Origin of the sequence: Erythrobacter sp. SCSIO 43205 (assembly GCF_019904235.1) — a bacterium.
Classification (GTDB): domain Bacteria; phylum Pseudomonadota; class Alphaproteobacteria; order Sphingomonadales; family Sphingomonadaceae; genus Erythrobacter.
In genome coordinates, this window is the sequence record NZ_CP063202.1 from 952,235 (window position 1) to 978,638 (window position 26,404).

The 26,404-nt window shown below is 54.2% G+C and carries 30 protein-coding genes and 1 pseudogene; 23 read left to right on the plus strand and 8 right to left on the minus strand.

Going from position 1 to position 26,404, the window contains the following annotated elements; all coding sequences use genetic code 11:
- Nucleotides 1-8 precede the first annotated feature (8 nt).
- Complete coding sequence (locus tag INR77_RS04445; RefSeq protein WP_223072727.1) at nucleotides 9-2,711, plus strand: conjugal transfer protein TraG N-terminal domain-containing protein; 2,703 nt, start codon at nucleotides 9-11, stop codon at nucleotides 2,709-2,711.
- Here the strand turns inward: INR77_RS04445 and INR77_RS04450 are convergent, their stop codons facing one another.
- Together INR77_RS04450 and INR77_RS04455 are read right to left on the minus strand one after the other, a co-directional pair.
- Complete coding sequence (locus tag INR77_RS04450; protein ID WP_223072728.1) at nucleotides 2,712-2,921, minus strand: hypothetical protein; 210 nt, start codon at nucleotides 2,919-2,921, stop codon at nucleotides 2,712-2,714. It abuts the gene before it with no gap.
- Between the two features lie 93 nt (nucleotides 2,922-3,014).
- On the minus strand, nucleotides 3,015-3,263 hold the full coding sequence (locus INR77_RS04455; protein WP_223073620.1) for a hypothetical protein: 249 nt from the start codon (nucleotides 3,261-3,263) through the stop codon (nucleotides 3,015-3,017).
- 109 nt (nucleotides 3,264-3,372) lie between these two features.
- Between INR77_RS04455 and INR77_RS04460 the strand changes: the two genes are divergently transcribed.
- The gene (locus tag INR77_RS04460) at nucleotides 3,373-4,008 is read left to right on the plus strand and encodes a S24 family peptidase (RefSeq protein WP_223072729.1); all 636 of its coding nucleotides are present in this window, start codon (nucleotides 3,373-3,375) and stop codon (nucleotides 4,006-4,008) included.
- 548 nt (nucleotides 4,009-4,556) lie between these two features.
- On the opposite strand, the gene INR77_RS04465 is transcribed toward INR77_RS04460, so the two are convergent.
- The 4 genes from INR77_RS04465 to INR77_RS04480 form a co-directional block, all read right to left on the minus strand.
- Entirely contained in the window at nucleotides 4,557-4,853 is a 297-nt protein-coding gene (locus INR77_RS04465) for a LysR family transcriptional regulator (protein WP_223072731.1), read from the minus strand.
- Nucleotides 4,854-5,326: 473 nt separating this feature from the next.
- A complete protein-coding gene (locus INR77_RS16010; RefSeq protein ID WP_370632285.1) occupies nucleotides 5,327-5,683 on the minus strand; it encodes an excalibur calcium-binding domain-containing protein in 357 nt (118 codons plus the stop codon).
- Entirely contained in the window at nucleotides 5,650-6,078 is a 429-nt protein-coding gene (locus INR77_RS04475) for a thermonuclease family protein (RefSeq protein WP_223072732.1), read from the minus strand. The genes INR77_RS16010 and INR77_RS04475 overlap by 34 nt, the downstream gene beginning before the upstream one ends.
- 4 nt (nucleotides 6,079-6,082) lie before the next feature.
- Entirely contained in the window at nucleotides 6,083-6,361 is a 279-nt protein-coding gene (locus INR77_RS04480; RefSeq protein WP_223072734.1) for a hypothetical protein, read from the minus strand.
- A 579-nt stretch (nucleotides 6,362-6,940) separates the two neighbouring features.
- On the opposite strand from INR77_RS04480, the gene INR77_RS04485 reads away from it, so the two are divergent.
- From INR77_RS04485 to INR77_RS04500, 4 genes are all read left to right on the plus strand, one after another.
- Complete coding sequence (locus INR77_RS04485) at nucleotides 6,941-7,474, plus strand: hypothetical protein (RefSeq protein WP_223072735.1); 534 nt, start codon at nucleotides 6,941-6,943, stop codon at nucleotides 7,472-7,474.
- On the plus strand, nucleotides 7,413-7,751 hold the full coding sequence (locus INR77_RS04490) for a hypothetical protein (RefSeq protein ID WP_223072736.1): 339 nt from the start codon (nucleotides 7,413-7,415) through the stop codon (nucleotides 7,749-7,751). The genes INR77_RS04485 and INR77_RS04490 overlap by 62 nt, the downstream gene beginning before the upstream one ends.
- Complete coding sequence (locus INR77_RS04495; protein ID WP_223072737.1) at nucleotides 7,748-8,263, plus strand: hypothetical protein; 516 nt, start codon at nucleotides 7,748-7,750, stop codon at nucleotides 8,261-8,263. Before INR77_RS04490 ends, INR77_RS04495 begins: the two co-directional genes overlap by 4 nt.
- 192 nt (nucleotides 8,264-8,455) lie before the next feature.
- The gene (locus INR77_RS04500; RefSeq protein WP_223072738.1) at nucleotides 8,456-8,746 is read left to right on the plus strand and encodes a hypothetical protein; all 291 of its coding nucleotides are present in this window, start codon (nucleotides 8,456-8,458) and stop codon (nucleotides 8,744-8,746) included.
- Between the two features lie 393 nt (nucleotides 8,747-9,139).
- On the opposite strand, the gene INR77_RS16015 is transcribed toward INR77_RS04500, so the two are convergent.
- On the minus strand, nucleotides 9,140-9,493 hold the full coding sequence (locus INR77_RS16015; RefSeq protein ID WP_223072739.1) for a VanZ family protein: 354 nt from the start codon (nucleotides 9,491-9,493) through the stop codon (nucleotides 9,140-9,142).
- 523 nt (nucleotides 9,494-10,016) lie between these two features.
- Complete coding sequence (locus tag INR77_RS04510; RefSeq protein ID WP_223072740.1) at nucleotides 10,017-10,511, minus strand: transcription termination/antitermination protein NusG; 495 nt, start codon at nucleotides 10,509-10,511, stop codon at nucleotides 10,017-10,019.
- A 69-nt stretch (nucleotides 10,512-10,580) separates the two neighbouring features.
- Here INR77_RS04510 and INR77_RS04515 point away from each other — a divergent pair, with 69 nt between their 5' ends.
- From INR77_RS04515 to INR77_RS04595, 17 genes and pseudogenes are all read left to right on the plus strand, one after another.
- Entirely contained in the window at nucleotides 10,581-11,087 is a 507-nt protein-coding gene (locus INR77_RS04515; RefSeq protein ID WP_255573936.1) for a MarR family EPS-associated transcriptional regulator, read from the plus strand.
- 426 nt (nucleotides 11,088-11,513) lie between these two features.
- Entirely contained in the window at nucleotides 11,514-12,236 is a 723-nt protein-coding gene (locus INR77_RS04520) for an FkbM family methyltransferase (RefSeq protein WP_223072741.1), read from the plus strand.
- A 195-nt stretch (nucleotides 12,237-12,431) separates the two neighbouring features.
- The gene (locus INR77_RS04525) at nucleotides 12,432-13,229 is read left to right on the plus strand and encodes an FkbM family methyltransferase (protein WP_223072742.1); all 798 of its coding nucleotides are present in this window, start codon (nucleotides 12,432-12,434) and stop codon (nucleotides 13,227-13,229) included.
- A 221-nt stretch (nucleotides 13,230-13,450) separates the two neighbouring features.
- The gene (locus tag INR77_RS15855; RefSeq protein ID WP_255573998.1) at nucleotides 13,451-13,720 is read left to right on the plus strand and encodes a DapH/DapD/GlmU-related protein; all 270 of its coding nucleotides are present in this window, start codon (nucleotides 13,451-13,453) and stop codon (nucleotides 13,718-13,720) included.
- Nucleotides 13,721-13,873: 153 nt separating this feature from the next.
- Entirely contained in the window at nucleotides 13,874-15,136 is a 1,263-nt protein-coding gene (locus INR77_RS04535; protein ID WP_223072744.1) for a lipopolysaccharide biosynthesis protein, read from the plus strand.
- An 83-nt stretch (nucleotides 15,137-15,219) separates the two neighbouring features.
- The gene (locus INR77_RS04540; protein ID WP_223072745.1) at nucleotides 15,220-16,497 is read left to right on the plus strand and encodes a hypothetical protein; all 1,278 of its coding nucleotides are present in this window, start codon (nucleotides 15,220-15,222) and stop codon (nucleotides 16,495-16,497) included.
- The gene (locus INR77_RS04545; protein ID WP_223072746.1) at nucleotides 16,494-17,357 is read left to right on the plus strand and encodes a glycosyltransferase family 2 protein; all 864 of its coding nucleotides are present in this window, start codon (nucleotides 16,494-16,496) and stop codon (nucleotides 17,355-17,357) included. The genes INR77_RS04540 and INR77_RS04545 overlap by 4 nt, the downstream gene beginning before the upstream one ends.
- A 117-nt stretch (nucleotides 17,358-17,474) precedes the next feature.
- Nucleotides 17,475-18,605 (plus strand): glycosyltransferase family 4 protein, encoded by a 1,131-nt coding sequence (locus INR77_RS04550; protein ID WP_223072748.1) that lies wholly within the window; start codon nucleotides 17,475-17,477, stop codon nucleotides 18,603-18,605.
- Nucleotides 18,602-19,753, plus strand: coding sequence for a glycosyltransferase (locus INR77_RS04555; protein WP_223072749.1), 1,152 nt, complete (start codon nucleotides 18,602-18,604; stop codon nucleotides 19,751-19,753). Before INR77_RS04550 ends, INR77_RS04555 begins: the two co-directional genes overlap by 4 nt.
- Before the next feature lie 43 nt (nucleotides 19,754-19,796).
- Nucleotides 19,797-20,339, plus strand: a complete 543-nt coding sequence (locus tag INR77_RS04560) for a putative colanic acid biosynthesis acetyltransferase (protein ID WP_223072750.1) — start codon at nucleotides 19,797-19,799, stop codon at nucleotides 20,337-20,339.
- Nucleotides 20,340-20,689: 350 nt separating this feature from the next.
- Nucleotides 20,690-21,235 carry a hypothetical protein gene (locus INR77_RS04565; RefSeq protein WP_255573999.1) on the plus strand — a complete coding sequence of 182 codons (546 nt, stop codon included), beginning with the start codon at nucleotides 20,690-20,692 and terminating at the stop codon, nucleotides 21,233-21,235.
- Between the two features lie 73 nt (nucleotides 21,236-21,308).
- Entirely contained in the window at nucleotides 21,309-22,160 is an 852-nt protein-coding gene (locus tag INR77_RS04570) for a glycosyltransferase family 2 protein (protein WP_223072752.1), read from the plus strand.
- A gap of 52 nt (nucleotides 22,161-22,212) precedes the next feature.
- Nucleotides 22,213-23,148: a UDP-glucuronic acid decarboxylase family protein gene (locus tag INR77_RS04575; RefSeq protein WP_255573937.1), complete on the plus strand. Its 936-nt coding sequence runs from the start codon at nucleotides 22,213-22,215 to the stop codon at nucleotides 23,146-23,148.
- Between the two features lie 31 nt (nucleotides 23,149-23,179).
- Nucleotides 23,180-23,350 (plus strand): annotated as a pseudogene (locus INR77_RS04580) (NAD-binding protein); the annotation flags it as partial.
- Nucleotides 23,351-23,469: 119 nt separating this feature from the next.
- On the plus strand, nucleotides 23,470-24,228 hold the full coding sequence (locus tag INR77_RS04585; RefSeq protein ID WP_223072754.1) for a glycosyltransferase family 2 protein: 759 nt from the start codon (nucleotides 23,470-23,472) through the stop codon (nucleotides 24,226-24,228).
- Complete coding sequence (gene gmd, locus INR77_RS04590; RefSeq protein WP_223072755.1) at nucleotides 24,228-25,349, plus strand: GDP-mannose 4,6-dehydratase; 1,122 nt, start codon at nucleotides 24,228-24,230, stop codon at nucleotides 25,347-25,349. Before INR77_RS04585 ends, gmd begins: the two co-directional genes overlap by 1 nt.
- 10 nt (nucleotides 25,350-25,359) lie before the next feature.
- On the plus strand, nucleotides 25,360-26,319 hold the full coding sequence (locus tag INR77_RS04595) for a GDP-L-fucose synthase (RefSeq protein ID WP_223072756.1): 960 nt from the start codon (nucleotides 25,360-25,362) through the stop codon (nucleotides 26,317-26,319).
- Nucleotides 26,320-26,404: the final 85 nt, after the last annotated feature.

A 26,404-nucleotide genomic window follows, 5' to 3' on the forward strand; every position in this document is an offset into this window, starting at 1 on the left:
CAAAGATAATGGTCGAGATCTTCACCACTGGCGGCGGCGAGTACATCGTCAATGTCTTGAACGCTGTAGCCGCATGGACCGGGGCAGGCGGCTATAAGAGCCTCATTCAGGTCGCGCTGGTGATGGGGTTTGCGCTCGCGGTGATCGTCGTCGCCTTCAATCAGAACTGGCGCGCTTGGCTCAATTGGTTCTTGGGCGCGACGCTTATCTACATGTGCCTGATGGTACCGCGGATGGACGTTCAGGTCACCGACCGCGTCAATCCGAGCCTTGCTCCGGCGACCGTTGCCAATGTCCCGCTTGGCCTTGCACTGATGGCGAGTTTCACCAGCCAGGCGGGAGACTACCTCACGCGCTCAGCGGAGACCGCGTTCGGGCTTCCCGATGATCTCAATTACTCGAAGAACGGCATGATCTACGGCGCGCGCCTATTGGAAGCGACGCGGTCCCTAAGGATCGCTGACCCTGAATTCGCTGCCAATTTCGATGAGCATGTACGACAATGTGTGTTCTACGACCTGCTGCTCGGTCGCTATTCGATGAAGCAGCTTTCAGAAAGCGACGACATCTGGACAACGATTGCGCCCGGCAGCCCGGCTCGCGCGCAGAAGTTCCTCATTCGCGAAGCCGATGACAGTGTAACTGCATCCATCGTAACCTGTCGCGAAGCCTACACAAGCCTGTCCGGCCAATGGGCGGGGATGATCGACGAAATGACGTTGATCGCCGGACGCCAGCTCTATCCAAGACAAACCGAAGCGCTCGCCAAGGCCAAGCTGATTGCTGACCTGCCAGTCGCCTATCAATATCTCACAGGCATTTCGAAGGATGCGAGCAGCATCTTTCGCCAGGTACTGACTATCAACGCGATGAACCAGGCGATGCACGGCTTTGCGGGAGCAAGCGGCGCGTCGAGCGTCGATGTATTTGCGCAGACCCGTGCCGACATCCAGACTGAGCGGACTTATTCCTCGATCGCCCACAATGCGATGAAATGGGTGCCTATCCTCAACGTGGTTCTGACAGTCGTTTTCTACGCGCTTTTCCCAGTGCTCTTTCCTCTGTTCCTCATGCCAAGGACCGGTCCGATCGCGCTTAGGGGCTATGCCACTGGCTTTTTCTATCTCGCCGCCTGGGGGCCGCTCTTCGTTATCCTCCATATGATCCTTATGTTTAAAGGAGCAGGCGATGTCGCCGCCGCGGCCGGCACGACCGGGCTAAGCCTTGCAACCTTCTCAGGCATGACCGACGTCAACAACGATATCGGGATCCTGGCCGGCTACCTTGCCGCCTCGATCCCGTTCCTTGCAGGAGGCGTCGCCAGAGGCGCGATGGCAATTTCGGGCCAGGCGACCAGCTACCTCAATCCGAGCCAAAATGCGGCCGAGGAAGCGGCGCGCGAAGCGAGCACGGGCAATGTCTCGCTCGGCAACACCAATCTCGACAATTCGAGCGTCTTCTCGAGGCAGTTTGCGCAAGGCAGCCTTGCGCCGAATATTGCCTATGGGGCGGCACAAACCCGCGGTCTTGGCGAAAGCGGCACGCAGACCACCAGCTTCCCGCAGGCCGAGTTCGCCAATGTCCCGACGTCGAGCTATCCTTTTACACCAACGCTCGGGCAGGATTTCTCAAGCCGACTGTCGACCATGGCGAGCGAAAGTCGCAGCCAAAGCGAGACCTTCTCCAATCTCGCACAGCAATCGACCAGCTCGGCGGTCACTCGTTTCAGCGAGCTGCGCGATGCCTATACCCGGTCCCGCTCGAACGAGACCGTCAGCGGAACATCAACCAATGATAGCATTGGCCGGACCTTCAGCGAACTCGACAGTGCCTCCAACACACTCCAGCAGCAGTTTGGCCTGTCGCGTCGGGCATCGGATGACATCACCGTCTCATGGTTTTTGAATGGAGATGGCGGTTTGGGCGTCAGAGGAGAGCGCGGTTCAGTCGCTGGGAGCCTAGGTCTCAAGGGTGGAAGGAACCAAACTTGGACAGACAGCGATATCGGGATCGCCTCAGAGGATCGTTCGCGCATTGAAAGTGCGCTTAGTCAGATCTCCGAAAGTCAAAATTGGTCCAGCTCAAAAGAGGGATTCTTCCGTGAGACCAGTTCAAGCTCGGAAGCACTGGTCTCTAGCAGCGCTGCTGGCGTCACCAGTTCGCTAACTGAAGCGCAAAGCTACACAGTGGAAGCCCGGCGTGCAGAAGAGATCGCCAATCGGCTCGAAAATCAGGCCAGCTGGTATGAAAGCGCAAATGCTGCTGGAACTCTAAACCTCAGCCAATCCTACCGCGAATGGGGCATGGCCGAGATCGATGCCAACCGCGACTATTATGGCCAGGCGCGCTTTGATGACATCGGCTTCCAGATGAGCGTAAGGGGACAGCAGCTCCAAGCTCGCTTTGTTGAAAGCTACGCTGATGGTCTCAATGACGAAATCGCGAGCGACCTGGTTTTGCCTGATGCAACACCGGTAGCTCGGCCCAATGTCGGAAGCGCTAGCGGCGTTCGCGGTTCAGTTCGTCTTGGCAGCGTGCCGAGCTCGCTCGAAAATCCGTTAGATGCTAGAGATGAGATCGCGGATGATGTCAGCCGTAGACAGAGTGAGGGCTCTCGAAACATGGAGCAAAGGAGGGGCAGGCTCGATCGCACTACACGGGACGCAAAAGGCGCGTCCGCTGAGGCAGCCGACGACGTGAAGGAATGGTAGCTAGATCAACCCGTCATAGATGATCACGAAAACGACAAACGCAGTGAATAGAAGACCGAAAAGGACCATTCCCGCCTTTCCCCAAGGATCAGCCCAAGTTTTCTTCCAAGTGTAAGATGTCAGGCGGTTCTCAGCGATAGCGCGATCAATTTCACGAAAGCCTTCCCAATCGCTATTACTCTCTGGCGGAGTTTTGTCGGAATTGCTCATCGGTCAGTGTCCTTTCGCCAGAAGCCAAAGCCTCCTCTGCTCTCAATGAAGAACATAGACGAAGTTGTGCAAAGCTCAAAATTTGACCGAGGGTCAACTGCGGTCAGATTGATCATGCGGATACCCCGGATTTTCTTCGCAATGTTTGTGGCCAATCGAAGGCTGCTTGCTATCCGACATATTCAAGTAAGCGTTGAGCCGCTCAATGGTGCGGCGGCGTGGTCTGCGCCCCATTCTCAAGTCGAGTACGAACCGGGGATCGCCCACTGCACGCCTGCCAAATCGGGTGGCTGAGATATGATTGTCTTTCAGGTGTTTTTCGATCCTGTCCAGCAGCTTCATCTGTCCTCGCTCCGACTCGCAAATCACTTGTGTTCTTTGTTTGTTCCTACTAGGGTCATGCCTATTGGTCTAGGATAAATCCTACGATCAATTTCGAAGGGCTAAAGAAATGGAACATGTCAGAGAGGAACTCGAGCGGCTGATCACCCGTGGTGGTTACGGCTATGCAGCGATATCAAGGCTGCTGGGGCGAAATCCAAGTTACATTCAGCAGTTCATCAAACGCGGGTCGCCTCGCAATCTTGATGAGAAAGATCGCAAGACCCTTGCCAGCTTCTTTGGTGTCGATGAGCAAAGGCTGGGCGGCCCTGCTCAAACGCCAATGGACGGAATGATAGAAGTTCCTGTCCTGAATATTGATGCGTCAGCTGGCTTTGGTGCGCTTGCTTCCAATGAGACAAGCTACACTCGCTTTGGATTTGACGAAAAATGGCTTCGACGATTGACTGGAGCCAAGAGCGCAAGCCTCTCAATCGTGAGTGTATTGGGAGACTCAATGGAACCCACGCTTAGCGATGGAGATGAGGTGCTCGTGGATGCTTCTGATCATGGCGCAAGGCTACGGGACGGCATCTATGTGCTGCGCTCTGATGATGCGCTCGTCGTGAAGCGGATTGCCCTCAAACCAGGGGCAAGACAGATCACGATTTCAAGCGACAATCCTGCCTATCCGAGTTGGAACGATGTGGATCGGGGCGAGGTCGATGTGATTGGCCGAGTGATCTGGTTTGGACGGGCGTTGTAGAACCAGGGGATCCAAAGGGGCAGATAGCTTTGGGCTATCCAACTACTCGCGACTGCAAGTCAATTCTTGATCACAATGATCTTTTGGAAAGCCTTGCGAGGTTTGTGGGCGGATGCATCGCCTCGTGCTTCCAGAGATTTGTAGTTTACATGGATGAAGTTACGACAAGAATCAGGCTGGCATCATCTTGATCTTTGCAAGCTGGTGAATGCCTCGAAGTATTCGCCGTAAAATGAGTCATCGAATTTCAAAGCGAAACGAGCCGGGCGGTGCGCCAACAGTCGCCCGGCTCTAAGCGTGATAGCTTCATGGAAGAGTACATCAGTAAGTGCGCGTCATCAACATGAGACATTTTTGCGAAAACTGCGCACATCACCCTTGCCGCTGAAAGAATTCATTGGCGTCAGCCAACCACAAAAAGCGCACGATAAGAAAGTGTCTATTTGAACCAGGCCAGGCCCAAGTGCAGTTTTGAACCTTCGACTGAGCGAAGGCCAAGGCCTTGTGACCCCTGCGCTATTGCAAACTTCAGATAGAGAAATACCAGCTTAGACATCGGAAGAGGCTTTGGGCGCAACCTCGTAGAACACACGCAGCATTTCTTTCAGCAAGGTAACAAGGGCGACACCATCTTCTGAAAGCACAAAAGACTGACCTCGCTTCGAGAATATTTTGATACCGCTAAGATCTTCGAGCCTGGTGATGGTTAGGCTTACAGATGGGACAGTTCGTCCGAACGCTTCTGCTGTTTGAGTGAGGGACTTCAATTCGGCAAGAGTGACGATCATCTCCATTTTTCGGATCGTGAGTGTCTCTTTCAATCGATTGAGGTTTTGGATGTCCATATTGTCCGCACTGAGTTGAAGATTGCCAGACTTGGCAAAGGTTGCCGGTTATCATGAATAAAAACCCTTTGCCAAGGATCGACAGATCACAAGGGCTTGTATGAGCATGCGTTTTTGGAGGTGCGGCGATTAAACTGGATTGGTCAAGACTGCCTGAAGCATAATCTACCATATGCGCCGCATGGTATGCTCAATGTTTCAATAAGGCCTTTGGTGCCGCCAGGATGCAGATTTTGGCGCTTAGGGGGAGAAAAACGGGTGCGCAATGATGATCTTGGCTACCATCTCCAGGAGCAAAGGAGTGTTCTGTCGCGCTTAATATTGGGGGCTAGAGAAAGTTTGGCTTCACCATGTCAATGCGAACCGATGCCAAGCTGATTGGTAGCGCCAACAAGATTAGTATCGCAGGCGCAAAGCAATGAGAAAGCGGTGTCGAGCGCCTTGGTTATTAAGCCACCTCCTCGTCCCTTGTCCTATTCACAAGCTCTGCCATCACCGTCGCGATCAAGGTGAGAGCCGTATCCCGGCTGGCCGCGCAATAGAGGAGTGCGGCCTGCCTGGCGCGCTGCAGCACAATTGGGATAGTATACGTTTCCGCTAGGGGTCTGGCTTACTGCTCGACTTGGATGTGACCCTCGGTGACAATGACGACCACCGTTTTTTCGATCATTGTGGCATCCGTCTGCGGCAAGCCCTCCGGGATGGGCTTGCGCCGGGCTGGAGCTGCCATCGGGCACAAAGCAGATGCTCGTCACCGCAAACACAATGACTGGAGACAACCAAACCCGGCGCGGTATCAGCATCGGTGATCGGTCCAATACTTTTCCCATCGAAGCGCCCAGCCACCAGCCACCATGGCACAATTGATGTCTCCGCCTTTGGGTGACGTACACCACGCCGCTGTCCTATTGCCGCCCGCTGATCCATCAGAAAGGCACCGCATTGCGGGGCCGGAGACTGTAATGTGGCCATGCGGGCCCACGCCAGTGGGCGAGCCGATCAGCCGTACGAGAGCATCGCGAGCGTCAAGGGCAGATGCTGCGGGACATGGATGACCATCGCTGCAGGTTCCGTCCATTTCTCGGGCGGCAATGCCGGACAGGCGCACCCTTGGGCCCTCCTCGCACCAGATTGGTCCATCGCCATCCCAAACTGCTACCGGCGTACAGTTGAAAGTTTGACCCGCCGGGATGACGCTGGCTGCAAGCAATAGGAGAAAGGACATGGGGTTAATTCACCTTCGACGAGCCGATGCGCTCATTTGTAATCTGATCAAATTTCTCGCCGACTTGAGCCCAGAGTTTCGCCCCTTGATCTTCGCCTTGCGCAAGCAACTGGTCCTGCCTCTGGGCTATGTAAAACCAACCCTCATGACCGAAATTCTTTTCCACCCCTAAGGCCATCGCCCAAATTTCCTTTTGTCGGTTCATCCCAGTCATGCAGACAACCAGGAAATGATGAACATCAGAATGGCAATGAGAGGCAATATATAAAGGATCAATGCCCAAAACGAGAATTCGACAATAATGCCATCGTCCGTTTCGTCTTTCTTACTGGGCCATAACTTCATGAAACTGCGTCCTTGTACGACGAGTATCACTTTACCCGTAGACCCGCAATCCAGGTGATGATGGCTTGGCGAGGCCAATGAGGCTTGGCTCGTATGGCGACTACTCAATGCCCCCTGTGGGTACGTCCCAAGCTAAACCATCAAAGTCAATGGCCTCGCCGCGAGGAATCAGACTGCCTCACATTGCCTCTCGTGTTCAGTGATGAAAGCCTCCCTTGGAGCTGAACAAGCAGTTGAACAAGCAATTCTCAAGTATGCGTATGGAGCGGTTCAATCCCAAAATGTGAACGAAAAAACTTATCTCTATGGGGTGCAATAGGCGCGCGAGCATGACGCTCTTAAAGCCAATATGTAGTTTTGCCTAAGAGCGGTTTGTGGCATTCTTGACGCCATGCCAGACGCTAGATCACAAACTCACTCATCACCCAAAGAAGCGCTCGAAGCGCTCAAGCGCGACCTTACCCGTTCAAAAGCGCAAGAGCTTCTCGATCGCCTAACTGTCCGCGAGACCGAAGCGATGGTCGCTCTTGCGCATTTTCGTTCCCACAAGGAGGTGGCTCGAGAAATGGGGGTGGGGCCTTCGCGCATTGGTCAATATCTGACTTCGGTCAAAAACAAGATGAAGGTCCCAAAGCCAAAAGATGCAATTACCATCTTCATAATCGCACGTTCCTTGTGCGAAATGCCGGTCTATAAAAACCACTACCTTCAGGATGCTGCGTTTCTGATCGATAGAACGGTTGCGGACCACTCAGTCCAAAAGGTTTTTACGACCTTCCAGAAGCCAGAGTTCAAGCAATGGCTGAAAGATTTGGATTCGAGGGGGCCGTGGGCTCTCAGTGCAAGGTTTGGCCCATGGTGGATGATACTGGCAGGTGTTGTCCTTGCTATTCTGATTGCGGCAACAGTTGCGATCGGGTTTATGGCAAAAAACCAGATGGACTTAGCTTACGCTGTTGAGCCTCCTGCAACCTATGGAGATCAAAGCAATGACAAATCCTTCAACCGCAATGATAGCGGATTTCAGCAGCGCCCTGCACGAGCGTCTTGACGATCATGATCGCTCGATCCTTGCCGACCTTGAGCTGATGAAATCGGCGCTCACTATCAGAGTGGCAACCGGCCTTAAAGGCGCACAAAGTCAGCTCATGCTCAAACGCCTGGAACAGCAGATCGCGTCAGGCATCGAGGCGCGCGAGAAGCACATTCGCACGCACGATATGCTGCACAAGCTCGCAGAAACAATGGACTGGCCAATGGGATGTCCAGACGACGCACGCGCTAAGATCGACGCGATGCCCGAGCCGAAAGTGTCCGCTGACGCATGAGTGAGGCAGACTTACTGGACGCTAGGATCTGGCCCGTTTTTGCAATTGCGCTGGGCCTGCTCGGCATGTCATTTACCCTTGGCGGTAAGCCTGAACGATGGGGCATTTGTGTCTTGATATTCATGCTTATCGCCCAAGGAATGATAGTGTCCTTTTTCACGGGCGGGATTTATTTCTCGGATATTGATCCCGCTTCCTTGACCGCAGATGTGGTCGGCCTAGCTGGCTTCACTGTTATCCTATGTAATGCTCGCCGTCTCTGGCCGATCGCTGCCTTTGCTCTCCAACTCTTGGCTGTCCTAGGCCATTTTCTGCAGAGTATCTCTGAAATGGTCGCTTACACATATGTGACCTTCAAGAGCTATCCGACAATGTCGATAGTTATCATCGTCGCCATCGCCGCGCTCGCCCACCAATGGCGATTGAGAGCGAAAGGCGAAGATCCTGACTGGGTGCCGTATACAGAATACGCAAAGTTCAGGAGAATAGCGCGCGACCTTCAAGAACTTTGACACTTCGAGCTTCAATCAAAGGCGCTTACCCATTTCTGTAGCGACAATTCTATAAGCCTATGATTTCATTTTTGTATTGACAATTTTTATAGGCCTATAAATCGCCTTTTGTTCTCTACTGAAATTGGAAAGTTGTAACTCCTCGTAGCATCGAGATCATGACCCATAGCAATCATCTATTGGGTCATTGTCATGCGATTTATTGTTCACAAGGTAAGCGTAGATCCCGTTTCTGGAAAAGATGTGCTGGTCCCGCTGAATGAGGGGGGCACTCCATTTGACTTGGAGCAACTTAAGTCCGCGCTAGGTCGATTGTATCTTGAGAATTGGAAAACGGCCTCGCCTGACGAAGGCGTGATCATTTCTCCCGTTGATTCGGCAGATGCTCAGGATGGGAAGGAAACTAGCGTGGCATTGAGCTACAGCGAGATTGCCGAGAAGTTTCAGTTTCTCGAAGAGCACGGGCTGAGAAAAATGATCTAAAACTCGAGAATTCCATCAGACGAAAATTTTAGTCGTCAGTGGCTACGGCTTCAGGCGAAGTGAATATTGGGACGAGCTGTGCGCGCGGGAGCCGGTTTCAAAGAAACTGTTGCAGGTTAAAGCGCGTAAGAGGAGACGGAATCCAAGACGCCGCTATTCATCGGTTTGCGCATCGCTTGACGTCGAGACCCATCTTTTAAGGCCGGGCTTGATGTCTCAATGCGAGGATCGCTCTTTAGGTCTCGGAGTAGGGGTAAGCGGGCAACTTCTGCTCTTTGCAATTCCCTGATACAATAATATGATTTGCATCAGGATACGATACGTTACGCTCTTTTTGCGAGGCGCCTTCGTGCATCTTGATCATAACCAATATCGTCAATTGGCAACGGGGTTCTATGCCGCACTTCGCGCTCTGAAACTGCGATACAGTCCAAACAACATGAGAGTGCTGCCTGCGCCAATGATGTCCGCGAGCCAGTCCATAAAGCTTGGTTTCCGCCCCAGGCTTGGGATTGATTGCACGAGCTCAATGAGCCCCCCGAAAACGGCAAGGCCAACAAATACTCTTGTCAGACTAAGTTGAGGAAATGCTAAAGCTGCAAGAGTCGCGAGCACGACAAAGGCTAGAGCATGTAATTGTTTGTCATTCAGAGCGTCGCTTAACGGTGCTGGGTTAGGCAAGCTCGCTGCTAGAAAAGCGAGCGCAAGCGCAAACCAAAAGGCGATTTGAAACAATTTGGTGAGCATCTAAGATGGGAAGTCCGCTATCTGACGCGACCACGTTTCGAGCCGACACCGTAGATTTTTAGCAAATCTACATCGAGCGATCTATCAGGTTCAACTAGCCAAGCAACCTCTCAGATTGAGTTGACAGCTTTTGTGCTGAGAGCTGCCATCATGCCATAACACAGGTTAGGGTTGCCCCTCAATCATAAGCCAATTGGATGAGAAGCTAGGACCTCTATACTGCGTCAATGCATGTGTTGTGTTGCTGCCTTAACCGCTTTGATTTCTGGCGATGAGCTTGTGGCTAAGGGCTCGTCAAGCTTGGGCTGTCCCTCTCGACAGCGCGGGAACTTGTCCTTTAGATAACGCAGAGAAGTTGAGGTTGAAACGATCGATGCGGCGCGTAGTGATCAAAGCCAAGGAACTACATGGTTTTGAAATCTTCAGTCCGCTTTGCACGTGTAATCGCTTCCATTAAACCGATCATGCCCATGGCTTGCTCACACTTGAAAGTTGTCAAATTGAGGATGATTCATTCTTGGCACTAGGCTTCTACCAAGTCACTTTTAGCAACCAGTGTGCGGTTTCTATGACCTAGGATGTCGAGCAACACCCATACGCGGTCGTTAGATGCCAATTGCTCGACCTTCCCAAGATGGTCATAAAATGGCCCTCCGGCAACACGAACCTTATCACCAACCTGCGTATTAGATTGAAGCTGCAGAAAGCCATTCTCGTCGCACCTACTTTTGAGTTCATCAATTAATCGCTCAGATATTTTCGCTATGCTGCCGCCAAATTCGACCAATCGGGAAACCCCACAAGTTGATCGTATTTGCGAAACTGGTGCCTCGCTGTTTCGCAGAGAAACAAAGAGATAATTGCCAAAATAGGGCTTCGTCATCTCTTGCAACCTATTTTGTCGTCTCTGCATCCTGCGTTCGAGAGGCAGGAAGGTTGTAAAGCCTTGCCTGTGCAGATTATTGACAGCCAACATCGTTGCATGCGGCTTTGTCTGCGCTACGAGCCAGTTTGACATTATTCCCCTAACGCGCTCCACATTACGAACGCTTTGCACCAATCTGAAACTGCGGCATCAAAATGCCCGATGATCGCTCCAGAATGGTTGCATTTATCCGCAAATCATCTAGCGTTCAATGTTGAACATGATCTTCAGGTTGTTTTCAAGTTCGCCTCTATCCACCTTCTCGTTCGCTTTTCGAGGAGTGCGGTAGCCATGGCGGGCACAATTCCCGAACTCGAGCCCAGTCGCCTTTCTCCGAGGGATGAGGCGTCTTTTCGGTTGCTGCGCTTGATTGAGCAAAATCCGAATTCGACGCAGCGAGAATTGGCGCGGGCGGCGGGCATCAGTCTTGGCAAAACGCACTACGTTCTCGAGGCTCTCATTGAGCGAGGCTTTGTTAAACTCGAGCGATTTGGTTCCTCGAGAAATAAGCTTGCTTACGCCTATGTTCTTACGCCAAGTGGATTGGCAAATAAAGCTGCCATTGCTGGTCGCTTTCTTGCGCGAAAGCGTGAGGAATATGATGCTCTGCGCAAAGAGATTGAGCAGCTGGCCAGTGAAATTGAAGCAGGCAACTCAGCTGAGGGTTAGCGGTTGCGCAAACCTCTCGGAGTTTGCGTTATCGGGGGTTTGGGACGCGAGGCGCGCGACGAGAGAGAGATATCTAAAGTTCAATGAAGCGAGTTTTGATCGCAGCGACGCAATGCAGATTTGAGGATTGCGATCGTCTGGCGTAGGCTAACCGTGAGCTTGGGCTTGATGTGATTGTTTACCTGGCGGCGCAAGCGGGGGTCGCCATTTGCTGGAAAATCCCTGCGCCTAACTCTCACCAAGCAGGAGCACTTGATGAAACTGAGACATTTTCGAGAAGCGTGGGCATCGCTTTCCTCCTCGTGGCTGTTTCTCTCGGGTCGATTTTTTTCGAAACAGGAGCTGGCTTCTAAAGCTTTCAATCTGGATCCTAACAACCTACAGGCTCTGGAGTTCTCGTTAAAGTCTCCGGAGAAAAGACGTTTCGTGCGGGATTTTCGTCGCGCTCCACTGATCGCAGCAGAGATTGAAGATGACCGCATGGCCGAGCTTCGCCACCTGCTGACGATATCCGAATCCCAATTCCTGCAAGACGTATTTGCCGCGCTAACCCATGGTGGAAAGCGCAACGGCTATTTCGTTGAAGTGGGCGTGGGATCGGGGCGCGATATTTCAAACACTTACATGCTCGAAAAGCATTTCGACTGGGACGGATTGTTGGTCGAGCCCAATCGCGCTTCGCACGAGACGATCCGGCAGCAGCGTTCCGCACAACTTGATCTAAGAGCTGCCGCGAAGACTTCGGGCAATGTCGTGACTTTCGAAGAATATGTCGGGCATGGCGTCCATTCCCGTGTTGTCGGTGCCGGTGTCGGGCACGAGCTGAACGAGGTAGAGAAACGCACATACGACGTTGAGACGATTTCTCTGACAGACCTGTTTGTCGAGAAGGGCGTTCCGGAAGTGGTCGACTTCATGTCGCTCGATACCGAGGGTGGCGAGGCTGACATCCTGCGAGGGCTCGACATGAACAAGTACACCGTCGGAGTGATCGCGGTCGAGCACAATCTGGACGCAGCAACACAGGCTGATCTTGACTTGGTCCTGATGCCTCAGGGCTTCCGCAAAGTGCTGCCCCATGTTTCGGCCGTCGATGCATGGTACGTCCACGATTCGGTCAAAGCCGATGGATGTTCGTGGGGGGTATGAATTTTATGGGTTCGAGGTTTCCATAATTCAGGCCCTTTGACTGTGCTTGCATCGACGATTAGCCCCGAGTACGTGCCCTTTTGGAGTTGCCGTTTGGTAGCTGATGACGGCGACAACTACTGGCTGGCTTGGTTCATCCGAGATCGGATGTAAACCCATGCAAGCCAAGATCCAAGATATGCGAGGCCCAATTAGATGCGAACACACAAGCTGAAGTCGTTTTTTGAAGCGACTTTAGGTAACAAGTTCTGGCTCGAGCCTTCTTCCGACCTGGATATGGTTCGTGGATTTGTAAGATCGCTGACACCTGTCGACATCGGCATCGACCTTATCCGGATCGGTTCTGACACAGACGGCGGTTACTTGGTGCCCGATGATCTTGATGGGATCGAGGCATGTCTCTCTCCGGGCGTTTCGACTGAAGTGGGTTTTGACCTTGTAATGGCTGAGGCGGGCCTTCACGTGGTGATGGCTGATGCATCAGTGAGCGGCCCCCCTGTGTCCCATGAACGATTTCACTTCTTTCAGAAGTTCCTTGCCGTTCATGAAGATGAGCGCAACATGCGCTTTGATAGCCTTGTCACCGAAGCGTCTAAACACACCGCTGGCGATCTCTTGCTGCAGATGGATATTGAGGGTGCCGAATATGCCGTGCTCCTCGATGCAAGCGATGAAGCTCTGCAGAGATGTCGAATTATCCTACTAGAGTGCCATAACCTGACTTGCCTCTTTGGACGCCAGAACTCGCAAATCATCACCGCAACTTTTCAAAAATTATTACGCCACTTCAATATAGTCCACCTACACCCCAACAACGTTTGCCCGCCAACCGTAAGGGATGATGTTGCGATCCCGCCAGTCATGGAATTTTCTCTCGTCCGAAAGGATCGTGGAAAGGCGCCTCAACCGAACGGTGGTGTCTTCCCTCACCCGTTAGACCGGGACAACGTCCCTTCGTTGCCGCCGTTGGTACTTCCGGAAAGCTGGCAATGAAGCAATTCATCTATGCCACTCTTGTCGCATTTTGGTGTTTCGAGCGAGGCATGCTGAGTGCACGCGCGCGGATTTGGATCGCAGTTAGCTTCAGGCGGGCCTTCTGGACGTCGAGGCTTAAATCGTTAGGTCCAAGAACCCGTATTGGGTTACCCGTCATCATGCATCATCCGGACCTGATAGCAGTTGGAGATGAGTGCTCTATCGGTGAGTTTGTGCACATGTGGGGCGGCGGTGGTGTGACCATAGGCAACAGGGTGTTCATCGCTAGCCACGTAGCGCTCACCTTGTTGACCCATGATGCTGATGCAGATGATTTAGCAAGCACTTCTATTGGGCGCACGATCGTTATCGGAGATAATGTCTGGATTAGGGCTGGCGCAAAAATCCTACCCGGCGTCCGCTTGGGAGAAGGGCGCATCATAGGGGCAGGTGCCGTAGTTACAGCGGATGTGGCATCTCGGACTGTAGTTACTGGTGTCCCTTGCTAGGCCGATGAGGTCGTTCTCCGTTGCCAAGAAACAAGGTGCCCTATGCGTCCCGAAATAGGAAAGGTCATCCAGTCCTGGTCGCTTCTAGTCAGACGCATTCGCAAAGGGGGCGACCTAGTCGCGCTGACGGCGGTGACGGGAATGGTCTTGCAAATGACCCGCCCACTCGCTTCGCTGCTTACGATCCCGTTCCTTTTGGATAAGCTTGGTTCGGCCGGCCTGGGTGTGTGGATGATCGCACTGTCCCTGATGGGATTGATGTCAACGTTGAATAGCGGCCTGTCGATCACACTGGTCACTCGGGCAAGTCGGGCAAATGATGACACTTCTGTCGAGGCAACAGAAAGCTTGTCTGTTACCGCGACCATCATCGCATTAATTACGGCTGCTGTATTGTTAACGGTGTGTTTGCCGCCGGTTCTTTTGATCGACTGGACGACGCTTCTGGCGCTGGAAAGTGCAGCGCAAGGCCGGGAAGTCAAAGAGTTGTTGGTAGCTTTGACCGCTATCATGGCTTTGGGGTTTGTCGCGGCTGTTCCCAAACAGATCATGTTAGGGCGCCTGCACGGCTTTGTTTCGCATGCAATCGATATCGTTGCATTGGTAACGGGGGCTATCGCACTTATAGTCTGCTTGCTCCAAGATTTCCCCCTCTGGGCCTTGGCGGTTGTCTTTATGGGACCCGCTGCAGTGATGGGGATTTTGGGTGGCATCGCATATTTGCGGCACCAGAGAATTCGCTATTTCGTGCCGAGCAGGTTCCAGCGCGATGTCTTTCGTTCCCTTGGTGAAGACAGCTACAAGATGGTCGGCTATCACGCGGCCTATTCAGTTTCCTCTCAAACAGATATCTTTCTAATCGGCGCGCTAGCCGGCGCTCAAGCGAGTGCGATCTATGGGGTGGCCCAAAGGGTTTTTTCGCTTCCAATCATGTTTGCTCTCGCAGTGACAAATGCTCAGTGGCCGGCGCTGGCGAAAGCGGATGCTGCGGGCGATTATGCAAGTTTTGACCGCATCCTACGGTCTACCTTAAAAGCTTTGGCTGCATTCGGGTTCGTAATTGCGCTGGCGATTGCTCTTGCTTATCCGAATATTCTGCTGCTGTGGCTGGGCCGCGATCTGAATACGGACACAATGTTGATCGTCGGACAAGCGATTTGGATTCCTTTGGCCATCATTGTGACGCTTTATGACATCAGCTTCCGCGCCCGCGACGAGACTGGCTTTCTTGCGAAACATATGATCATGATGGCTGTCGTAAACATCGTTTGCAGCTTGGCGCTGGTTCAGACAATCGGGTATGCTGGCGCCATCTGGGGAACGATCATCGGATACGCTGTGGTCTTGTTTATTCCTTATCTGTACCGCCACAAGCAACTTTGCGCTGCGCGTCACTTCCCGAAGGAGTCTTTGTGATGGCGAGCTCGGCGGCAACCCATATCGGTGCACCCGTGCGAAGCCGACCTAAGGGTCGGCCTGCTGCAATGATAAGCGCACCCATGGCGCTTATGTTTCTCTATGGCGTAGGGTGGTCGCTCTCATTTGACTTAGGTGTTCGTGTCTATGTCGCCGAATTGGTGGCTCTGCTTGGATTGGTGATCCTCAATCTGAGTGCCGCATGGCGCGAACACAAAATCTTGCGCAGCGTGCTCGCGGCTTATGCAATCTGGGTGATGGCGATCATCCTGTCAGATTACGTCAACGATATCCCATTCATAGATTTTGCGCGGAATGCGGCTACACCGATAATCGGGGGAATATCCCTCGTTTTCGTTGTCGCATCACTCACAAAGAAACCGGCTGCTGCCTTTGCATTCTTGATTGGCACCGTGCTGGCAAAAGCCATCTTCGGAGACGCTGCATATGGCGACACATTTGCAGATGTGGCAGTCAGTTTCGAAACAATTCAGCAAGATACGAATATTTTCAAGGTCCGGATTGATCCGTTTCTCACTCCGGCCTTACTCTTGGTATCCTGTTTTTTGATAAGGTTCGGGAAGCTTCGCTCGGCTGCCTTTCTTGCTTTTTGTTCAATCTTTTACTTTGCCTTGGACGCACGCTCTTCGGCGCTGATATTGGCTTTGACATCGTTGCTTATTGCGGCTGCCGGAGTGGGCTACCGTCCGAACATGCGGCAAGTCATCGTAGCCGTGGCTCTGTCTCTACCGCTGCTGTATGCTGCGTATGTCGGCTACGTCGAATATACCATGGAGTTCAATCCGAACGGCCATAACGGCAAGCAGCTACAACGGTTGGATAATCCGCATAATCCGTTTGCCTTGCTATTGCAGGCGCGTTCAGAGTGGCTGGTTTGGCCGGTGGCATTTGCCGAAAAACCGATATTCGGTTGGGGCTCTTGGGCAATCGATGTCGATGGGCGTTTCCAAGCTTTGCGCGCCCTCATGACAGACCAAGGCCAAGGCATCTTTTCTTACAATCGATGGGATCAGGGGTACATACCGGTCCACTCTCTTGTTGGGACTGCGCTTGTGTGGTCAGGAATAGTGGGGCTTGTGGCTGCTTTGATGTTGGTCAGGATAATTTTCAGGCTGATGTACTATGCTCCTTCCGTCCGGCCTGCCTACCTACCAATAGTCAGCTTTTTCGGATTTATGCTGTTGTTCCATTTTCTTTTCAGCCCGCCTCAGCACGTCCGCATAACCTTTCCGTTTGCCTTGGGACTTCTAATCGTAGCCACCGCAAGTACGCGCCAGCTTATGCGTGGAAAAGTGGGACGGAAGTACGTGATCTTTAAGAAACTAGGAGCAACCAATTGAAGGTTTCAGTCATTATGCCTTCGTTCAATCAGGGCGAGTTCGTTGAACGAGCTATTGAATCGGTGCTTGCACAAGAAGGTGTCGATGCTGAAATCATCTTCGTCGATGGCGGCAGCACAGACGATACGATGACCAAAGTTGAGCAGTATCGTGGTCAACTCGCTCGCATAATTTCGGAGCCTGACGAGGGACAGAGTGACGCACTTGGCAAAGGCTTTGCTCTTGCTACCGGTGATTTTCTCACCTGGCTGAATACAGACGATCTTTTGCTGCCCGGCGCTCTGTCCGACCTTGCACAATGCTCTACACTGAATCCCGATTGTCAGTGGTTTCTGGGAAATTCTTTGTGGGTCGATGTCGATGATCGCATCCTCGATGCACGAAGAGGGGAGCCTTATCGGAGCATTGGCCCACGCACTGGACTACTGACTGCTGCGGGACCTTCGGCGTTTTTCTCCAAAGCTGCTTACGACGCGGTTGGCGGAATAAACAAATCGCTTCATTACAAGATGGACACCGAATTGTGGTGGAGGTTTATTTTGGCTGGGCTGCCCTTCGGCAGGCTTCAACACTACACTTGGGCGCTACGCCTTCATGCCGGCGCGAAAGTGTCGGGCAGCCTGTTCTTGGATCGAAATGATCCAAAGGCAATTGCGGCTGCGCGCGCTCAAGCCAACGAGGCTATGCACATCAAGAGGCTTATCGCTTGTGCCCAAATCGGTATTGGCGACACTGGACGCTGGACTGCATCGAAAGCTCAGCGAGTGCTTTCTGCAGGGTTTTGGCGAAGTTTAGTGGAGGCCCGTCGTTGGAGGGGGAAAACAGTAGTTAGCGTTTTCGGAAGCACCTCACTTAGTTAGTACCATGGCTCGTCTCCTCGGCTTGGTCTACCTCACTCATGCCGTCAACCCAAAGCCTTGTGGCCAGCTTTGGTTTCAACCGACGCGCCAATGCGAATGCCAGCGAAGGGAAGTTTAATGAAAGGCGTGCAATTCTGGGCGCACAGCTTCTGCCGGTCGACGCTTGCGCTGTACGATGAGCTGGGCAAACGATTTGGCGTGCCTTACAGGATTTGTCTTGGTCGTTCCGGCCTAGGCTTGCGTGAGGAAATCGGGTTTGATCCCGATGAATTCGCCCGGCTCGAATTGGTGGAACTTGATGGTTCATCCGAAGTCGCACTGAACGCGCTGGATGAACGTAAGGAATGGCATCAGTTCTTTGGGACTTATCAGGATGTCCCGCATGTTCAGGCTGCGTTGGCGCAAGCGATCAAGGAGGAGTGCATCGTCGGCATCGGTTCCGAGGCACCGTGCAACCTGTTCGAGCCGGGGGGCAAGCGGATTGCGAAAGCTCTCTATACCCCGACGCTCGCAAGACAACGTGTTGCGCATGTGGTCAAATATGCCGATTTTATTCTGAACTGGTCGGGCGATGGGGCCGAGCCGCTGCGCCAACTGGGCTGGGATTCAGACAAGATTATCCCGTTCGGATATTTCCCTCCGCCCCTGCAGGGATCGACATTCACGCCGCGCGATGAAAAGCATCACAAGGATTTTCATATCCTTTGTTCGGGCAACATGACCTGGCACCGCGGTCAGGACGTTCTGATGGATGCGTTGGTGCTTCTGAAGCGTTGGGGCGTGCCGGTGCGCGCGACCTTTACGTCGAAAGGTCCTCTTGCCGAGGGATTGCAGGCCATCGCCAAAAAGCACGATCTCGCCTGCGATTTTCCGGGATTCGTGTCGATGCCAGAGCTCATCGAGCTGTATCAGTCATGTTCGGTTTTCGCCGCCCTGGGACGCGCAGAGCCGTGGGGTATGCGGGTGAATGACGCCTTGCTCTGCGGTGCACCCCTTTTGATCAGCACGGGCATGGGTGCGGTCAAGCTTGCAAACGATTACGGCTACGGACTCAGTTTCCGCTCGGACGACGCATATGACCTCGCATGGCGAATCCGCGAACTGGCAGCCGACGGAACCATGTATCGCAGGATCAACCAGAACCTGGCCGAAAATCACACGGCCATTTTGCCCGAGGAAGCTGCCGATCGAGCGGTCAGCACCTTGTTGACGCATTGTCCTAACTGGCAGCCGGCTGGATCGCGATGAAGATCGCTCACACTGTTGCCAATATCGATGAAGAGGCCTCGGGCCCGTATTACTCGGTCCCAAGTCTTGTCGCCGCGCTCAACCGCCGCGGGCATGATGCCGAGGTGGTGACGGTATCAAGCAAAGAACTGACATTCGCATTGGGCGCGCCGGTGCAATCGTTCGAGGCTGATGAGGTCTTCCCATCGGTGCTCAAGCGGCTGGGCCGGTCGCGCCAGATGGATCGATACATCAAGGCCTCTGATGCCGATATATTCCACGCCCACGGGCTTTGGATGATGTCGAACATCTATCCTGCCAGAAAGGTGGCGGGTTCGGAAACGCCGCTGGTGCTCGCTCCGCGGGGAATGTTGGGGCGCGATGCGCTGAAATTCTCGAAACCGGTCAAGAACCTGTTCGGTTTGCTTTATCAGAACCGCGCTTTGCAGGCTGTGTCCTGCTTCCATGCGACGGCGCAAAGCGAGCTGGAGGATATCCGCGCCTTCGGGCTGAAACAGCCGGTTGCCATCGTGCCCAACGGCATTGATCTGCCGACGCTCGATAACCGACCGGCGAAGCCGGATGGCCAGCTCCCGTACATTCTCTCGCTCGGTCGCGTGCACCCGAAGAAGGCTCTGGATCGACTGATCTCGGCTTTCGCCAGTGTCGCTGACGAATTCGCACACTGGCGTTTGCGGATCATCGGGCCGAGCGAAGGCGGCTACGCCCAAAGGCTTGAGGCACAGGCGAAAGAGCTTGGCCTGTCTGACCGCGTGTCCATTGAGAAGCCCGTCTTTGGCGCAGCCAAAATCGCCCTGATGCAACAAGCTGAGATATTCGCCTTGTCCACGCTCCATGAAAATTTCGCGATGACGGTTGCGGAAAGCCTGGCAGTCGAAACGCCGGTAATCTCAACCAAAGGGGCACCTTGGTCCGGGCTTGAGTCACATGGCTGCGGCTGGTGGACTGATCACGGGATTGAGCCGATGGCCAGCGCTTTGCGAAAGGCAATGGCCTTGTCTAATGACCAGCGCCAAGCCATGGGGGCCAAAGGCAGAGAATGGATGAACCGCGAATTCGGCTGGGCCGGGATCGCGGCAAAGATGGAACAGGTTTACCAATGGCTCCTGAAGGATGGGCAAAAGCCTGACTTCGTGCACTTGGGCTAAATGGTCATTCGGTGTTCGTGACCTATCAGACAGAATGTGAGACATGACTGACGTCGCTTCAAATCGCGCAGCCACCAAATGGAGCACCGAGGCCAAGATCGGCCGGCTGCTCTGGGCAATGTGCAACCCGCTCTTCCGGCTCAGCCCGCGCCCGTTTTGGGGATGGCGACGTATGTTGCTGCGCGCATTCGGGGCCAAGGTCGGTGCGGATGCCCACATCTACCCCACAGTGCGGATCACGATCCCGTGGAACCTCGATATCGCGGATGGCTGCGCCATTGGCGATCATGCAATTCTCTATGCGCTGGGCCCAATTCGTATTGGGCCGCGGGCCACCGTCTCGCAATACGCGCATCTGTGTGCGGGAACGCATGATTGGCGGGATCCTTTGATGCCGCTGATCAAGGCGCAAATTGTCGTGGGCGCCGATGCCTGGGTGTGCGCCGATGCGTTTGTCGGCCCCGGTGTAACCATTGGCAACGGGGCTATCGTGGGTGCGAGAGCGGTTGCGGTACGAGACGTCGCAGCCAATGTTGTTTCTGCTGGGAACCCCGCGAAGAAGATTGGAAATCGACCGATATGCTGAAAAATGCGATACGGCAGCTCACTATCGGGGCGGCAAGGCGTTTGCCAATCGATGCCGGTCTGACAATCACATGTGGTAAGGGCCGGTTTCTTCGGTGAGCTTTTCACGTCTCTCAACGGCTTGCGCGCGGCAGAGAAGGCGGGCCTGCCAGCAAGGATATGTTGGGGTGAATTATCTCCGTATTTTGATCGGGTTAGCAACGATAATGTGTGGGCAAACTATTTCGCCAAAAGTACCTTCGATTTTTCCGGCACTGGCCGCGAAGTTCGGCTCTTCATTCCATTCAAGCCGGGAGCGCATGAATTCGCTCCCTACGACGCCTCAATATCAGAGAATCGCTTCGCGTTGCCATTGCGCGTTGGTGCCAGCCGAAGGGCGAGATCTTGGCAGCTGTCGACGAAATCGTAGAATCAAAGTTCAGGAAGGGGAAAGTCCTAGGCGTGCATGTTCGACTCACCGATGCAGCTGCTGGACAAGAAAATCGTAAATCGGTAGGACTGCGAGACGTCTTCGAAGCGGTTGGTCGCTGGCTTAAGACCAATGCCGATGGCCAAATTTTCTTGGCTACAGATGATCAGCGGGCGATTGCGTTATTTCAGGAGCATTACTCAGACCGTGTGATCTTTCAAGATTGTTTGCGCTCAACAGATGGGACTTCCATTCACGGTCACTACGACACCGGTGTAGAAGGAAGCCCATACTTGAAGGGCCTTGAAGTTATGATCGACGCGCTTCTTCTGGCCCGATGCGACCATCTGATCCGCACACACTCGAGGGTGACCTGCTTCACTCTTTGTTGGAATACAGCACTGTCTTACACCGACTTAGAACTAGAGCTGTTTGGCGAAAACCGGACACCGTGGTTGTACGAGCCATCGATAAAGAGCCCAGTTTAGGATTGCTGGCATAGCCGTTAGCGAGTTTTGGGGGTGGGCAATTGTAAAGACTTCCTTTAAGAGGGCTGGCGTCATGGTGCAGCGCAGCAAATCCACTCTACCGGTGACTGTAGCGGTTCCGGTGAAGAACGAAGAGGCGAATCTTGCTCGATGCCTTGAGAGATTAGGCCGTTTCGCGGAAATCGTTGTGATCGATAGCAGCTCCACCGACCGCACTTGCGAAATCGCCGTCGAACACGGCGCGCGCGTCGTCGACTTCAAATGGGATGGTAAATATCCCAAGAAACGCAACTGGTTCCTGATGAACGATTCACCCAAACAGGGCTGGGTGCTGTTTCTCGATGCTGACGAATTCCTCGACGATGTATTCTGCGATGAAGTCGCCGAAGCCATCGCCAAGGATGACAAGGACGCCTACTGGCTCGCCTACAACAATTACTTCCTCGACAAGCCGCTGCGCCACGGCCTTGCCCAGCGCAAGTTGGCGCTGTTCCGGGTGGGCAAGGCGCTCTACGAGCGGATAGACGAGAACGGCTGGAGCCAGCTCGACATGGAAATCCATGAGCACCCGATCGTCGAGGGCGAAATCGGCGAGATTGCCGCGCCGATCGACCACCGCGATTACAAGGCGCTCGGCCATTTCATCCAGAAGCACCGCGATTATGCGCTGTGGGAAGCGGCGCGTTACGCCAAGCTCAAGGATGCCAGTGAGGCATGGGCCAGTCTAACCTCACGCCAGCAGTTCAAATACCGCTACATCACCAAATGGTGGTTCGCGTGGTTCTATTTCGCGCTGACCTATTTCGCGAAGCTCGGCATCCTAGATGGATCCGCTGGCTTTCATTATGCCAGTTACAAGTTATGGTACTTCCAGACGATCCGGCTGATGATCCGCGAACAGGCAGCGTCGCCCGACAGAAAATGACAAACAGGAGCGTTCCTTGGCTCGAATTTATGAATCCCGGAAACGGATATTGGTGACGGGCGGGGCGGGTTTTCTCGGCTCGCACCTGATCGACCGCTTGATCGCGCAAGGCCACGAAGTGCTGTGCATCGACAACCTGTTCACCGGCACGAAGCGCAATATCGATCACCTGCATGACGAGCCGCGCTTCGAATTCATGCGCCATGACGTGACGCTGCCGCTCTATGTCGAGGTCGACGAGATCTACAACCTCGCCTGCCCAGCCTCGCCAATCCATTACCAGCACGATCCGGTCGCAACGACCAAGACGAGCGTGCACGGCGCGATCAACATGCTCGGCCTTGCGAAGCGGTTGAAGTGCAAGATTTTCCAAGCCTCGACCAGCGAGGTTTATGGTGATCCGCACGTCCATCCCCAGACCGAGGATTACTGGGGCAACGTCAACCCGATTGGCGAGCGGTCCTGTTATGACGAGGGTAAGCGTTGCGCCGAGACGTTGTTCTTCGATTATCACCGCCAGCACGGTCTCGAGATCAAGGTCGCGCGCATCTTCAACACCTACGGCCCGCGCATGCACCATGCTGATGGCCGCGTGGTGTCGAACTTTATCGTGCAGGCTCTACAGGGTGAGGACATCACCGTCTATGGCGACGGCTCGCAGAGCCGCTCGTTCTGCTATTGCGACGATCTGGTCGAAGGCTTCCTGCGGCTGATGGAGACCGGCGCGGATGTGACCGGTCCAATCAACCTCGGCAATCCGGGCGAGTTTACGATCAAGGAACTAGCCGAGAAAGTCATCGAGATGACCGGATCGACGTCGAAACTGACTTTCCTCGATCTGCCTTCGGACGATCCCAAGCAGCGCAAGCCGGACATCAGCAAGGCGCAGGAAGGGCTCGATTGGGAGCCGAAAGTCCAGCTTGAAGAAGGGCTCGCCAAGACGATTGCCTATTTCGAAAAGCGTTTGTCGGAAATCACTGGTCGCTGATCCAAGCGACCCAAGAACAGGAATTGAGCCCTTGAGGATCGCGATGGTTGGTTCGGGCTATGTTGGTCTGGTGTCTGGAGCGTATTTTGCGGATTTTGGGTGCGAGGTTGTGTGCATTGACAAGGATCAGTCGAAGATTGACCGTCTGCACGAGAACGCCATGCCGATCTACGAGCCGGGGCTGGATGCGCTGGTCGAGAGCATTGGCCCTCGCCAACGCCCCAGTCCTCGTCGACCTGCACAATATCTACAACCCGCAAGACATGCGCGACAAAGGGTTCCAGTACTCGTCCTTGGGGCGGGTGTAAGAACAGCCGCGCCATGAAAATCTCTGTCGTCACCGCTGTCTTTAACCGCGCCGAGACGATCGGCGCGGCGATCGAGAGCGTACAGGCGCAGACCTATGGCGATGTGGAGCATGTCGTGCAGGATGGCGGATCGAATGACGGCACCCTCGATGTCGTGCGCAAGGCCGCCAATGGCTCGACCAAGCTGGTCAGCGAGCCCGATCACGGAATTTATGATGCCATCAATCGGGGCATCGGCCATGCGACCGGCGACGTGATCGGCTTGATGCATTCGGACGATTTCTTCGCCTCGCCAGATGCGCTTGCCAAGGTGGCAGACGCTTTCGCCGATCCATCGGTCCAAGGCGCCTATGGCGATCTCCAATATGTCGCCGCTGACAATCCGGCCAAAGTCGTGCGCCATTGGCGTTCGGGAGAATTTACGCCTGCAAAGCTCAAACAAGGCTGGATGCCGCCGCATCCGACACTGTATCTGAAGCGCGAAGTGTTCCAGGCGCATGGTGTTTACGACACCTCTTTCAGCATCGCTGCAGATTACGATGCGATGCTGCGGTATCTCGCCATCGGCAAAATCAAGCTCGCCTATGTTCCGCAAGTGCTGGTGAAGATGCGCGTAGGTGGAGAGAGCAACCGCTCGCTCGAGCGGATTATCAAGAAAAGCCGCGAGGACTACCGCGCCATTCGCAAGAACAAGGTCGGCGGTATCGGCACACTTGCCGCAAAAAATCTCAGCAAGATCAATCAATTCTGTGTAAAGGACATAGCAGCGTAATGACCAAGCGTGCCCTTATAACTGGCGTCACCGGACAAGACGGTTCCTATCTCGCGGAATTCCTGCTCGCGAAAGGATACGAGGTTCACGGCATCAAGCGCCGCGCGTCGAGCTTCAATACCCAGCGCATTGACCACATTTACCAGGATCCGCATCACCCCGATCCCAAGTTGACGCTGCATTACGGTGACTTGAGCGACACGTCGAACCTGACGCGCATTATCAAGGATGTCGAACCTGACGAGGTCTATAACCTCGCTGCGCAAAGCCACGTGGCGGTCAGCTTTGAATCGCCGGAATACACCGCCGATGTTGACGCGCTGGGCACGCTTCGGCTGCTTGAATCGATCCGCTTTCTCGGGCTCGAGAAGAAAACCCGCTTCTATCAGGCATCAACCTCGGAATTGTACGGCTTGGTGCAGGAAATTCCGCAACGCGAGACGACGCCGTTCTATCCGCGCTCGCCCTATGCGGTAGCCAAACTCTATTCCTACTGGATCACGGTCAATTACCGCGAAGCCTATGGCATGTATGCCTGCAACGGTATCCTGTTTAATCACGAGAGTCCGCGCCGGGGTGAGACATTTGTGACGCGCAAGATCACGCGCGGCCTCGCAAACATCGCACAGGGCCTCGAAAGCTGCCTCTACATGGGCAACATAGATGCGCTACGCGATTGGGGCCATGCGCATGATTATGTCCGGATGCAGTGGATGATGCTGCAGCAGGATGTGCCCGACGATTTCGTGATCGCCACCGGCGTCCAGTACTCCGTCCGCGAATTCATCACCTGGTCGGCGGCAGAATTGGGCATCACTCTGGAATTCAACGGCGAGGGTGTCGAAGAAATCGGCACGATTGCCGCAATCGAGGGTGACAAGGCTCCCGCGCTGGATGTTGGCGATGTGATCGTGCGAATTGACCCGCGCTATTTCCGCCCCGCAGAGGTCGAAACGCTGCTTGGCGATCCGGCCAAGGCGAAGGAGAAGCTGGGCTGGGAGCCCGAAATCACCACACAAGAGATGTGCGCTGAAATGGTCGCGGCCGATCTCAAACAGGCGCAGCGTCATGCGCTTATGAAAGAGCACGGGCTCGAGCTGCCCGTCAGCATCGAGAACTAAGGGCCGCGCTATGAGAGTTTACGTCGCAGGCCATCGCGGCATGGTGGGCGGTGCTATTGTGCGCCAACTCGAGAAATCGGGTGAGCCGGTCGAAATTGTCACATGTACCCATGCCGAACTCGACCTGACCGACCAGAGCGCGGTGCGGGACTTCTTTGCCGGCGAAAAGTTGGATGCCGTTGTGCTTGCGGCGGCGAAGGTGGGCGGTATTCACGCCAACAACACATATCCGGCGGACTTCATTTACGACAACTTGATGATCCAAGCGAATGTGATCCATCAGGCCTTTGCCGCCGGGATCACCAGACTGCTGTTCCTCGGCTCATCGTGCATTTATCCGAAAGAGGCGCCGCAGCCGATGGCGGAGGATGCGCTGCTGACGGGCGGCCTTGAATCCACCAACGAACCCTACGCCATCGCCAAGATTGCCGGAATCAAGCTGTGCGAGAGCTATAACCGCCAGCACGGCACCGATTACCGCTCGGTCATGCCGACCAATCTTTATGGCCCCGGCGACAATTTCCATCCTGAAAATAGCCATGTGCTTCCCGCCCTGATCCGTCGGTTCCATGAAGCCGCGCAGGAAGGGAGCGATGAAGTGGTCATCTGGGGCACCGGAACACCAAGACGCGAGTTCCTCCATGTTGATGACATGGCGGCAGCCTCGCTGTTCGTCCTCGATCTTCCGCGCGAGCAGTACGAGGCAAAGACGCAGCCTATGCTTAGCCATATTAATGTCGGATGCGGTGAAGACATTTCAATCCTCGAACTGGCGCAGCTCGTTGCGCGGGTCACTGGGTTCGAAGGCAAGGTTGTGACCGATCCATCAAGACCTGACGGTACAATGCGTAAGTTGATGGATGTCAGTCGGCTGAAGGACATGGGCTGGGCGCCCGCGATCGGTCTCGAGCAGGGCGTTGATGAGACCTATCGCTGGTTTCTTGAGAACGTCGAGACGGCACGCCTCTAGATCGGATTGCTCGTCTTTGGCTTGAGGCCAGACCCAGACGCTATGCTCGGCCTTCTCAAGATAGCGGGCTCGTACATTGACTGAC